9 protein-coding genes and 1 pseudogene are annotated in these 12,979 nt (G+C 34.8%); 4 read left to right on the forward strand and 6 right to left on the reverse strand.

Going from position 1 to position 12,979, the window contains the following annotated elements:
- Window positions 1–79: 79 nt before the first annotated feature.
- A pseudogene (locus tag Q5N74_RS17915) lies at window positions 80–277 on the forward strand (IS110 family transposase); the annotation flags it as partial.
- A 235-nt stretch (window positions 278–512) separates the two neighbouring features.
- On the opposite strand, the gene Q5N74_RS17920 reads toward Q5N74_RS17915, so the two are convergent.
- Both Q5N74_RS17920 and Q5N74_RS17925 read right to left on the reverse strand, forming a co-directional pair.
- Window positions 513–1,589, reverse strand: a complete 1,077-nt coding sequence (locus tag Q5N74_RS17920) for a DUF2971 domain-containing protein (RefSeq protein ID WP_304390370.1) — start codon at window positions 1,587–1,589, stop codon at window positions 513–515.
- Window positions 1,590–1,999: 410 nt separating this feature from the next.
- Window positions 2,000–3,235, reverse strand: a complete 1,236-nt coding sequence (locus tag Q5N74_RS17925) for an ABC transporter permease (RefSeq protein WP_304390371.1) — start codon at window positions 3,233–3,235, stop codon at window positions 2,000–2,002.
- An 8-nt stretch (window positions 3,236–3,243) separates the two neighbouring features.
- Between Q5N74_RS17925 and Q5N74_RS17930 the strand changes: the two genes are divergently transcribed.
- Together Q5N74_RS17930 and Q5N74_RS17935 are read left to right on the forward strand one after the other, a co-directional pair.
- Window positions 3,244–4,494, forward strand: a complete 1,251-nt coding sequence (locus Q5N74_RS17930; protein WP_304390372.1) for a DUF1343 domain-containing protein — start codon at window positions 3,244–3,246, stop codon at window positions 4,492–4,494.
- An 11-nt stretch (window positions 4,495–4,505) separates the two neighbouring features.
- Window positions 4,506–5,582 carry a serine hydrolase gene (locus tag Q5N74_RS17935; protein WP_304390373.1) on the forward strand — a complete coding sequence of 359 codons (1,077 nt, stop codon included), beginning with the start codon at window positions 4,506–4,508 and terminating at the stop codon, window positions 5,580–5,582.
- Window positions 5,583–5,595: 13 nt separating this feature from the next.
- Here the strand turns inward: Q5N74_RS17935 and Q5N74_RS17940 are convergent, their stop codons facing one another.
- Both Q5N74_RS17940 and Q5N74_RS17945 read right to left on the reverse strand, forming a co-directional pair.
- Complete coding sequence (locus Q5N74_RS17940; RefSeq protein WP_304390374.1) at window positions 5,596–6,420, reverse strand: sterol desaturase family protein; 825 nt, start codon at window positions 6,418–6,420, stop codon at window positions 5,596–5,598.
- 107 nt (window positions 6,421–6,527) lie between these two features.
- Window positions 6,528–7,022 carry a YkgJ family cysteine cluster protein gene (locus tag Q5N74_RS17945; protein WP_304390375.1) on the reverse strand — a complete coding sequence of 165 codons (495 nt, stop codon included), beginning with the start codon at window positions 7,020–7,022 and terminating at the stop codon, window positions 6,528–6,530.
- A gap of 123 nt (window positions 7,023–7,145) precedes the next feature.
- Here Q5N74_RS17945 and Q5N74_RS17950 point away from each other — a divergent pair, with 123 nt between their 5' ends.
- Window positions 7,146–7,847, forward strand: a complete 702-nt coding sequence (locus Q5N74_RS17950) for a bifunctional 2-polyprenyl-6-hydroxyphenol methylase/3-demethylubiquinol 3-O-methyltransferase UbiG (protein WP_304390376.1) — start codon at window positions 7,146–7,148, stop codon at window positions 7,845–7,847.
- A 183-nt stretch (window positions 7,848–8,030) separates the two neighbouring features.
- Here the strand turns inward: Q5N74_RS17950 and Q5N74_RS17955 are convergent, their stop codons facing one another.
- Window positions 8,031–9,770, reverse strand: a complete 1,740-nt coding sequence (locus Q5N74_RS17955) for a TonB-dependent receptor (protein ID WP_304390377.1) — start codon at window positions 9,768–9,770, stop codon at window positions 8,031–8,033.
- 58 nt (window positions 9,771–9,828) lie between these two features.
- Window positions 9,829–12,855, reverse strand: a complete 3,027-nt coding sequence (locus Q5N74_RS17960) for a tetratricopeptide repeat protein (RefSeq protein WP_304390378.1) — start codon at window positions 12,853–12,855, stop codon at window positions 9,829–9,831.
- Window positions 12,856–12,979 lie beyond the last annotated feature (124 nt).

The following is a 12,979-nucleotide window of genomic DNA, read 5'->3' on the forward strand; positions in this document are numbered from 1 at the left end:
ATAATATTAAATTAAAAAAAGATAACTTTATAGAAGTTTTGGAAATTTAAACAGTTCTAACCAGGGGAAGCCTACAAAAGTATTATTTATTTGTAGTTTTTCCGCAAGTAAACATAACAAGGCTTGTCGAGAACTCTATAGGAGGATTGTCACAAAAGGGAAGAGCAAAAAATTAGCTTTGATAGCTGTTTGTAATAAGCTATTAAAACAGGCTTTTGCAATTGCTAAATCTCATTTGTGGTATGACGAAAACTACAGAAGCGTTTTAGTAAGGTAAACCCTAGTTGTAAAACTATTTATTTCAATATATTTTTATTCTAGGATAAAAATGTAATAGAAGAATATTGTTTAAAAATTAACTGCTTTTTTATAGGTTTTTAACACAGTTCTTGAATAGTGCGGTTTTGTATGCGAGGATTTTTCGCAGGAAAATCAGATGTTACAAACACGAAACGACCTTTGGTTAAGCACTAAACCGCAATTGTTTTTATACGGTGCTGCCATTAGTTTTTTTATTCTTCACAATACCATATTTCAAATTCTAATTCATTTTTATCGTTCAGTTTTGATTTATAAAATTCCACTTCTTTATTTTTAGGTTCAATTATCTTATAAACACGGTTTTTAACACTTTCAGTTGTTTTTAATCCAAAATATATTCCTGATAGTGCCTTAATAGGGTATTTGCGTATTCTGTTTTCTGGGATTTTCGGTTCATAAAAATTTATTTCAATCGCTCTCCATTCAGATTCATATTCCCAAGCTGGCAGTTTTTGAGAAAAAGCCATTTCTAATTCGTGGGCGAAATAATGTGTCCAAGGTTTTGATAAGCCAATTAAATCACAGTCGTGTTCGTTATTGAAAACTGGTGCGAATTCAAAAAAGTTAATATGTGGGTGTTCTTTTTCATAACGAACTCTTTTTAATCTATCCCAAAATAATATTGATTGACTAGTATCCCATTTAGACATTCTTTCTGTAAATTTATCAAAGTCTTTTTCTCTTTTGCCTTCCAAGATATATGGAAATGCTCCTTCGTTTTTCAAATTAAATTCCAAACAAATTCCTCTATGACTACTTGCATAATGAGACCACATTAATTGGTTTTCATTTGTAGAAGAGAAACAAGTAACATAGCTATTTTTTAAAAACTTTAGTGTTAATCTATTAATTTCTGCTTTTATGCTTTCGTAATCAAATTTAAAATCAACGGATTCTTTGTCAGAAGTCCATTTTATGGCATCTAAAACTTCTTCTAAAGTTATTTTTTTGGGTTTTTCTTTTTTGTCTACTAGTTTGTCGAATAGAGTTTCACAATATGATTTAACTCGTATTTCATCTCGCCAAAACTTAATTGTCAATCGTTGGTTTTTTAGATATTCATCCGAAAAATTTTTCATTTTAAAATCAGATTTCATTATGGTATAAACCAAGAATTCTAATTCATCTGACTTTTTCGGATAATAATCAATAGTTGCACTTAAATCTAATGGGTCATTTAACTCATCATAGGATGCAAAGTATAATTCTTGATAATGAAGTTCTTTATAAAGAAATTCAGATATTGGTCTGTATTTATAAAGTTTCATTCAGTTTTGTTGGTTTTGGTCAAATTAATGGCAACACTCGAATATAAACAACAGCCTATATCCAAATTATACAATCACGAATATAGCAAATATTGACCTACAAAAACAAACGGTTTTAATCTTAATCCCACACGTCATTACGAGGAGGCACGACGAAGTAATCTCATTATTGGGTGTTCTTCATGGTATGAACTAAACAATAGGCAGATTGCTTCGTGCCTCGCAATGACGTTAGCGACAAACAGATGGCTTCGTGCCTCGCAATGACGTTAGCGATAAACAGATTGCTTCGTGCCTCGCAATGATGGTAGCCATAAACAGATGGCGTCACACCACGTAATGATGGTTGCTATAGGCAGAAGGCTTCGTACCTCGCCATGACGTACTAAAAAAGAGTATCGTTATAAAGTTTATTCGAATCGCATTGCTTTTACCGGCGATATTTTGGTAATAATGAAGGATGGTACTAAAAGCATAAGTAAACATAATAGTAATGTGCCTACGTTTAAGGCTATTATATAACTAAAACTAATGTAAACAGGCGCTTCGGTTACATAATACACACTAGGGTCTAAAGGGAATAGTTTTAGATATTTCTGAGCAAAAAGCAGGCTTAAACCTATAAGGTTTCCCCAGAAAAGCCCGAGTATAATAAGGTAACTGGCATTGTATAAAAACAGTTTACGTATGCTCCAGTTATTGCTGCCTAGGGCTTTTAAAATCCCTATCATTTGGGTACGTTCTAGTATTAAAACTAGTAGAGCCGTTATCATGTTTATGCCGGCTATTAAAATCATGATGCCAATAATGCCGTAAATATTTTTATCGAAAATATTGATCCACTCGAAAACCGAAGCATACTTTTCGGTAATGGTTTGTGTGTTTAGTATAGATGGTGTTGCTCTGTAAATTTCAATGCCTTTTGTAGGCAGTTCGTTATAGTCGTCTATAAACACTTCAAAATTGCCAATTTGGTCTGCATCCCATTTATTAATACGCTGCATATGGCGAATATCGCCTATAAGATATTGCGCGTCCAACTCTTGAAACCCCGAATTGTAAATACCTACAATGTGATAACTAATAATGTTTGGGAGCTTTTCAGCATCCTCTTTCGGGAACACCATTTGGAAGCCATCGTTTATTTTAAACCCTAACCTGTTGGCTAAATATTGAGAAATTAAAACATCTTCGTTTCGTTCTTTGGTATAATCGGGTAGTTTCCCTTCTACTAAAAATTCTTGGAAGTATTCCCAGTCATAATCGGCACCTACGCCTTTTAAGTAAGCCGCTTCAAAATCGGTTTCGGTTCTAATAACTCCGAATTTTGAGGCGACTGCCTGCACATGTTTCACCCCAGAAACACCTTTGAATTCAGGATAAAACTCTTGTTTTTTAGAAATTGGAAATATACTTTCTTGAGAATTGTTACTATCGTAATTCGTAATAGTAACATGTCCATTAAAGGCCACCACTTTGTCACGAATTTTTTGCTGAAGTCCAATACCTGTTGCAATGGCCACCATCATGACCACAATACCGATAGCAATTGCCGCAATACCAATTTTTATTATTGGTGCCGAAACACTACTTTTATACGCTTTACTACCGATAATGCGTTTAGCTAAAAAAAACTCGTAATTCAAAATATACTATGCGGTTTAATGTTGTCAAAAATACAGTTTTATTATTTGTTTTAGGAATGATTTCTTGCGGAAACTTTTCGAAGAAGAAAGTGGATGCATTAGTGACCGAAGACCGAAGGCCAAAGGCCGAAGTACAAAACCCCAAAATACTAGTTGGCGCCAACCAAACAGATGCTTATCTACAACTACTAAAAGGCAAGCGCGTTGGTGTTGTGGCAAACCAAACCACTGTAATTTTTAAAGAAGGAAGACTGAAGGCGGAAGGCTTTACACATTTAGTAGACTCATTAATCGCTTTAAATATTGATATAAAAACCGTTTTTGCGCCCGAGCATGGGTTTAGAGGTACTGCCGATGCTGGCGAACATATTAAAGATGGTATCGACACTAAAACGGGCGTACCCATAGTTTCGCTTTATGGTGATAATAAAAAACCAAAACCCGAACAACTAAAAAATATAGACATCGTTATTTTTGATATTCAAGATGTTGGCGCGCGTTTTTACACCTATATTTCGTCGCTACATTATGTGATGGAAGCCTGTGCCGAAGCTAAAATTCCTGTTTTAATTTTAGACCGTCCCAACCCCAACGGACATTATGTGGATGGTCCTGTTTTAGAAATAGAACACAAAAGTTTTGTAGGCATGCACCCTATTCCGGTGGTTCATGGCATGACTATTGGTGAATATGCAAACATGATAAACGGTGAAAAATGGTTAAAAAATGGCATAGAATGTGAATTGAAAGTCATTCCTATTAAAAACTATACGCACCAAATAGCTTATAGTTTACCTATAAAACCAAGTCCGAATTTACCAAACGACACCTCTATTAACTTATACCCAAGTTTATGCTTTTTCGAAGGCACCAATGTGAGTGTGGGCCGAGGAACAGATAAACAATTTCAAGTATTCGGAAATCCAGTTTTAGACAAAACAACATACACTTTCAGCTTTACACCACAACCTAACGAAGGTGCTAAATCGCCATTGTATCAAAACAAAGTATGTTTTGGTGAAGATTTATCACGCAGCAAAAGTCTTTCAAATTTAAATTTGAGTTGGCTTATTTCAGCATATAAAAACACCAAAAACAAAACCGATTTTTTCAACGCCTTCTTTACAAAATTAGCAGGAACCAAAAAATTGCAACAACAAATAGAAGCTGGTTTAACAGAAACCCAAATAAAAGCGTCGTGGCAAGAAGGCCTAAACACCTTCAAGAAAACAAGAGCCAAATACTTAATTTACAAGTAATTTTATAGTTAATGAAACGAATTATCGCCTCTATAATGCTTCTTTTAAGCGCTATAGGATTTAGCCAAACTACCGAGATATCAAGTCATGCAAAAACAAGAACAGCTAAAAAGCTAGCTAAAAAATTTCTGCGGAAGCATGGTATTACAGGTATGTCTATATCCGTATCACAGCAAGGCGACCTTATTTGGTCTAAAGGTTTTGGGTTTTCAAGTAAAAAACCAAGAGCCCGTGTGCAACCAGATACTACTATTTTTAGAATTGCTAGCATTTCAAAATCGATAACAGCTCTTGCTTTAGCGAAATTGGTTGATGATAAATTGATCGATTTAGATTCTAGTATTTACAATTACATTCCTGGATACCCAAAAAAGAATTACGACATCACCGTGAGGCAATTAGGTGGGAATTTAGCAGGAATTCGCCACTATAAAGACAATATTGAATATGCCTTAAATAAGAAAATGAGTATTACTGAAGGTTTGGATTTATTCAAAAACGATTCACTACTCTTTGAACCTGGCACAAGTTTCAACTACAGCACTTTCGGTTTTGTGTTATTAAGTGAAGTGATGCAAAACGCAACACACCTCCCTTTTGATGCGCTTGTTATGGATACTATTTTCAAGCCCTTAAACATGACACATACGATGATGGACGTATCGGACGCTGTGGTTCCTAACCTAACCCGATTCTACAGAAGTTCTACCGTGAAAAAACATGTTATAGCAAAACCTGTTTGTAATGAATATAAGGTTGCTGGTGGTGGTTTTTTATCAACTTCAGAAGATCTTATCAAATTTGGAAACGAACTTATCACCCCTAAATTTGTATCAAAAGCAGCCCTTTCTCAAATTATAACTTCGCAACATTTAAAAACTGGTGAACGCACCGGTTACGGTATTGGTTTTTCAGTTGAAACTTCAAAAAACGGCACGCCTAAATATTACCATACGGGAGGTGGTGTGGGTGCTTCAACTATTTTAATGGTTTTTCCTGAAGAAGAGATTGTTATAACCGTATTAACGAATTTAACCGGTGTTTCCATGCAAGATTTCGGGAATGCCCTTGAAAAGGTTTTTATTTAATTAAGCATTCCGTTTACTCCTTCGGTTTTCGATACTTTTGAAAGGGTTGTTTCAATAAATCTTTAATGTTGCTGTTTTCCTTTTCATCTGGAAACACATCAACCCCATACACCAATTGGTCACTATCTAGTACCATATAGGTACCCAAAAGTCGATCCCAAACCGAAAATATATTTCCGTAGTTAGAATCGGTATAAGGCAATTTATAATGGTGATGTACTTTATGCATATTGGGCGATACCAACACATAGCTTAACATCGTATCTACCCGTTTTGGCATTTTAATGTTGGCATGTGTAAATTGTGTAGCCACCAAACTTAAGGATTGATACAACATAACAATACCAATAGGCGCACCAATAATAACAACGCCTACAAGGGTAAAGCTAAACCGAATCACACTTTCTAAAGGATGGTGCCTGTTGGCTGTGGTTGTATCGACTTTATGATCGGAATGATGCACCAAATGCACCATCCACAGTACACTTACTTTGTGTTCTACAAAATGCGGCAAATAGGCTCCAAAAAAGTCCATTAAAAACACCCCAAAAACAATATAAAACCACATGGGCATGTTGGGGAGCCAATTAAGAATTCCAAAATTATTTGCCATCACCCAATCGGCCGACTTTAACAACAGAAAGGCAAGTACAAAATTAATGATGATGGTTGTAACCGTAAAAAACAAATTAGGCACTGCATGCTGCCATTTTTTATAATTGAATTTAAACAACGGTACGGCACCTTCTAAAAGCCAGAAAAAAGTTAAGCCCCCTACCAAAATAAGACTTCGGTGTGACGACGGAATAGTTTCGAAATAATTTAAAAGGGTTTCCAATGCGCTCTTTTTTTCTTATAAATATAATGAAAAAGAAGCAAAGCTAATGAGACGCAAAGTTTCAAAGCTTTTAATCCTGAATACTGAGACTGTAACTGCGACTGAAACTACCCCTTAATCCGTTTCTTCATGGCTTCCACAATATTGAAGGCTGCCGGACAGATAGCCATATTCTTTAAAGTTATAGTTGAAATTTGTTGAAATTTTTTCCGGTCGGTATGCGGAAACTCGCGGCACGCTTTTGGCCTTACCTCGTAAATAGAGCAATAATTATCGGCGCCCAAAAAAGTACAGGGAACACTTTGCAACACATAATCGTTATCTTCATCAATACGCAAATACTGGCTAACAAACTGCTGCGTTTTCATTTTGAAGTGTTTTGCAATACGATCTACATCCTTATCTGTAAACAAGGGCCCCGTTGTTTTACAGCAATTGGCACACTCCAAACAATCGGTCTTTTCAAACTCTGCTTCATGTAAATCTTGCATCACATAATCCAAATTCTTGGGTGGTTTACTTTTTAGCTTTGCGAAGAATTTTTTATTCTCGTTATGCTTATCTTTGGCCAGCTTTGGAAGATTATTAATGATGTCTTGCATGCTACAAAAATACTATTTTCACCCTTATTAAGAAAGAATGGCTGAAGTAATATTTAACATCAAAATGCTTAATTAAAAGATTGCCACGACTTTAAAATAGTCTCGCAATACCAGGAAAACATCATGAAAGATTTATTTGGAAAAGCCTTATTAGACTACCAAAACGGAGATTATACCGAAGACTTGATCACATCTACCAATATTTCAGAGGAAGATGAGTTACCACTACCCTACCTATTTAGAGGGTTTAACGAAATGCCTAAATTAGAAAAGAAAGCGCTAAAATTAGCAAAAGGCCAAATTTTGGATGTGGGCTGTGGCGCTGGAAGTCATTCGTTGTATTTACAGGAACAAGGCTTTCAAGTGAAGTCCATAGACATCTCTAAAGGCGCTATTGAAGTTGCTAAACAACGTGGTGTTTTACATGCTGAAGTAAAAGATATTTTAGATGAAACTGATACGTTTGACACTATTTTATTGTTGATGAATGGCACAGGTATTTTTCAAGAATTGGCAGAAGTCTCAAAATACATATCACATTTAAAAAGCTTGTTAAAACCTAACGGACAAATTTTAATGGATTCATCGGACATTAAATACATGTACGAAGATGAAGATGGTGGCGTTTGGATGGATATGAATGCTGCCTACCACGGTGAACTCGACTATTTTTTAAGTTATAAAGGCGAAAAAGAAACGCCTATGAAATGGTTGTATTTAGACTTGGAAAAATTACAATTTGCTTGTGAAACTGTTGGACTAACATGCGAATTGGTTATGGAAGGCAAGCATTTTGATTATTTAGCACGATTAATACCTGCGTAGTCAGGAATCTCATAATTCAATTGTAATACATCTTTCCAAGGAACGAAGCAATCTGTTTATTTAAAAAACAGACTCATGCAATCTAAGATTGCTTCGTTCCTCGCACTGACGTATTTTTATATTTTTCTTAAATCAATATAATTGAATCGCTCCAATTCATAAAACTCCTGTTTTATCAGAAATTTAGAAATCAAATTTATAAGTAGCTCCTGCTAAAAACTGAGCGCTTTGCACTGGAAAGTTTTGCCATTTCTGGTACCCTTCATTCGCCATATTGTTAGCTTTCGCAAACACGGAAAGCTGTTTGTTTACATGATAGCCCACATGCGCATTCGCATCAAAATAGCTTCCTAAAGTAACGACCATAGATGAATAACCAGCGTTGGCATCGTTAATACTTAATAAGTCTTTACGTTCTCCTACATAAAACAAATTAGCACCTGCAAACCACTTGTCGTTTATTTGATAGTCTAAAAACAAGGAACCTTTAAAATCTGGTAAATTCCATGCTTCTGCTTGGTCTTCGGTTGAATAACTAAAAGTTTCAGCCTTTAAACCCAATTTAAAATTCCTATTTACGTCTACATTTATTTCTCCAGCAACACCCAAAGTTTTCACATCGTCATACACCATACCAAAAGAATTTCCATATTCATAATCTTCAGCACCTAGCATATCAAATGACGTCAAATTATTAATAAACAATGCCTTGCTTCTATCAGCTAAATAGTGTCCGCTAATATTATAACTCACATTACTGGTTACTTTACCTTTTAAACCCACGTATGCGTTATACAATTGATCTGTAGGTGTAATAAATAAAGTTGGCGACACAAACGGATTTTCTGAAGCAAAACCTTGATACGTGTTCTGTATTAAATCGCCTTGAATACCACCAAAAGCAATCAATACATCGTTTACCAATCTATAAGTCGCTGTTATATTTGGGTATAAATATATTTTACTGTCCTTCGCTTCATTATCTCTCATATAAAACAAGGACACTCCTAAATTTAAGGTTAAATCATCCTGTTTTAATTGGTAGGTTGGTGATATACCTACTTGAATATTTCCATAGTTCAATTCAACATCTGCATCATAAACTCTGTTAAAACCGCCTCCTAAGTAATCAACAACTACATCGGTAGCAAGTTCAAAATCGTTTATAGGGACATCAACTTTTGTTTTAAACTTGAATCTATTTTCAGCAGAACCTTGATTATCACCAAAACGATTGAAAAGGAAACTTACTGAATTCACATATGTGTTTTCAAAAGACACATCACCACCTAAATGGGCTCCAAAAAAAGAATGGCTCACATCTAAGGTATTTGCAAATGCTTGATCGTTTGCATAATTTTCAGGTAAGCCATACCAATTGTATGTTTTATACTGAAAACCACCTTCTATATTCCATGCTAAATCACGTAATCGTGATGCATAATTGATATTCATTTTTGAATCTGAAAAATTATCATCCAAAACCAGGTTCTCAATACCACCCTGCGATGAATGGTGACTTACATAACCTCCAACACTTTGCGTACGACTAATGGCATGGTTTAAATATACCTCACCCAAAATAGTGGTGTATGTACCCACACCTAAAGTGGCATAGTTATCAAATAACTTAATGGGTTTCGCTTTGTCTACAACTGCCGCTTTTCCTTTGGCAGGTGTAAACGTAGATGCTACCGGAAATGAAAATATATTGTATTTAATATTCTTTTTCGCTTGGGTTGTTTCATCATCTATCGATGGCACCTCCTTCACTTTAAAAGCATCTGAAATAGTTGGTGTATATGGTTTTACAACATCAATAACTCCTGTATTGATCGTGTCGTTTGTTTTTCTTTGTGAAAAGGCAACAGTGACACTTAGTGTAAAAACGGCTAATATGATATTTTTTATGTGCTTGCGCATACTTTTTTTGATTTACGTTTTTTAAACAATTAATAACCTACAATGAACCATTGTAAAACTAATTCCCTCCAGCCTGAATAGACGAGTTCGTTTTAGCCTCTTGCGCTTTAATTTTGCTTAATTCTGCTTTAGCTTCAGTGACCACATCATTAAATTCCGTGAAATTTTGAATGACACTTTCTAAAATATAAGTGGCTTGAAACGCGTCTTTTAAAGCATAAAAATTCTTAGCCATTAGCACCAAACCTTTCGCACTGTAATATTTATATCCTGAAAAGTCTTTGGCTAATTTTTGTACCGATGTATTGGATGCTTCATACTTCGCTTCTTTATTTTTAAAATAAGCGTTATAGTACAAGGCTTCGGCAGCAGTTTCACCCGTTGCAACTGCTTCTACCTTAACATAAGCGTCTTTGGCTTTAGATTCATTACCCGTTTTCATAGCCGAACGTGCTATAATCACATTCGCATCAGCCTTAATTTTGTTATCAATTTTGGAATTAGCAAGAACTTTTTCGGCGTAAGCCACAGCTTTAGTATAACTTTCTAATTGGTAATTCGCCTTCATTAAATTAGACTGAGCAAATACCACGTTTTGTGGAAAATTAGCTTCTTCTTCCAAACGTTCTAATAGAGGAATGGCTTTATTCCAATCTTTACTCTCTAAATAAAACTGGGATAAACGTGATAAGGCTTCTTCCGTAAATTCACTTCTAGATGTCTCCACTACATATTTATAATGCGGTGCCGCATTGCTTACCAAGCCTTTTTTATAGTACAATTGTGCTATATAAAAATGTGATTGCAACGCGTGTAACCCATTTGCAAATTGGTTTAAATACCCATTAAATTGTGAAATGGCTTTATCTGTATTATTATCTAAATACTGTTTCTCGGCAGCTTCGTAGGTGGCGTCGTCTAAATCGGCATCGGTAACTTCTACATATTTTAATGTTTTTACCCAACTGGCATACTCATTTACACGACCTAAATCAATATAAATTAAACGCGCTGTTGCTACCGATTGTACAGCTTCTGGCGTTTCTGGATAATCGCTTGCCACTTGTTTAAACTTACTTAAGGCCTGCTCATTTTTACTACCGTTATAATATACCAAACCTTGACGCAACAAGGCTTTTGGCACAAAGGAACTCATTTTATACTCGGTACTTAAACGGTTATATATTTGAATAGCTTTATCGGTTTCTCCTGCTTTCACGTACGTATTTCCTAACTCATACATCGCATCATCACGAAGTTTCGATTTTTGATATTCTGAGATAAATTGTTCTAACTCTTTTATTTTTTTAGATTCTTGCCCCACATAACCAGCACTGATGGCTTTCTGAAAGAACGCATAATCAGATTCAATAGCACTTAACTTGATAGCACTTTCATAAGCATTAATCGCATTTTTATATTCGCTAGACACAAAAAAAGCATCACCTAAACGCAGGTAAGCATCATTCAACCGTACATTATCTGTCTTTTTATTTGAGGCTATAAATTGATTGAAATAGTGTGCCGTTTGTGAATAATTTTTCAACTTAAAATAAGTGTATGCTAAATTGTAATCTATGTTTTTATATTCTGGTGTCGATGACGCACTTGTTTGTTGCTGAAATTGTTTAAAACTGATTAAAGCATCATCATAATTTGTTAAATTATAGTCGGTTTCAGCTTTCCAGAACGTCGCTCTGGCTGTAAAACTTGCATCACGAGGCTCTTTTAAAGACGCTTCAAAAAGGTTTTTAGCTTCTATAAAGTTACTTTCGTTATACAATTCCAGTCCTCTATAAAAGGCTACTTTTTGGTATGCCACTTTATTTTCAAAACTCTTTTTACCTTCTAATAATTTCAAGGCTTCTTTATAGTTTTTAGAAGTGATGTACGAATCAATCAACAAGGTTTCAATTTCTTCTTTGAAGGTTGTTTTTGGGTATTTATCTAAATAAGCAGCTAAAACTTGTGGTGCCGATTGGTATGGATTCCCAATTTCATAACTAATTTTGGCATAATTCAACCAAGCATCTTCTTGAATTTTTAAATCGTAATCCATTTCCGAAGCATTTCTAAAAGCATTTAAAGCTTCCTGTTTTTTGCTTAATTTAATATAACTTTCACCTAAATGATAATAGGCATTTTGGGCAATGGCATTGGTACCACCAATTATTTTATTGAATTCTGAAATCGCTTTATCATAATCACCTTGTTTATAATGTGCATAACCCAATTGATAGAAATCTGTATTACTCCACTTTCCATTTTTGCCTTTGTAAGCTTCTAAAAACGGAATCGCTTCGGCATATTGGTTCAAATTGAAATAACTTTCACCAATAATTTTTGAAAGCTCAGACACTTCCATTTTATCACTGGTTTTCAACTTCGCTTTTGCCAACTGAATCGCTTTTTCAAAATTCCCTAATTTGAAATTTAAATCGGCTTGATAATAGGACAGCTTTTCTTTGTATTGTTCTTGATTACTTACTTGCTCAAAATACTTATTGGCATTCTCATAATCGTCACCCTCATAAGCCATAAAACCAATGTAATATTTAGCTTGTGACCCATATTGTTTCGAGTTTTCAACACGGCTTAAATACTGTTTGGCATCTTTATATTGCTTGCTTGAAAACGCTGAATAGCCATTATTAAAATAAAACTTTTCTTTTTCATTTCTACCTAATCCGCTTTCATCTACTTTGTCATACCATTTTCTAGCATAAGCAAATTTTCCGTTAGCGAAATAATAATCGGCTACATCGACATAGGCTGTATTACGCTTGGTACTTGTTGGGTAGTCTTTTACAAAATCTTCCACCAATTTATCGGCATTTTGCTGATTTAACCTCACTGCACAATTGGCCATATAATAAGCACAATCGGACAACAAAACTGTTTCTTTCGTGTCTTTTTTAACACTACCGAATAAGGATTGTGCCGCTAGATATTGCTGATTATTATAAAGTGCCAAGGCTTTTTGATACTCTGCTAAATTGCTAGTATACGTGGCAGATTGTTGCGCCCATATTTGAAAACTAAAACTTATGGCAACCAGAAGGGAAACACTGTTTTTTATAGTCATTAACGATTCGTTTTTTAATTTAAAATCAAAGATAATTCAATATAAATCTTATAACGCAACAATCGTGCTATAATTATAAACCGACTTATTAAAAGTTAAAAAAAAGGAAAAATCACGAAAGACT

The sequence above is a fragment of the Mariniflexile sp. AS56 genome, assembly GCF_030552475.1.
Taxonomy (GTDB): Bacteria; Bacteroidota; Bacteroidia; order Flavobacteriales; family Flavobacteriaceae; genus Mariniflexile.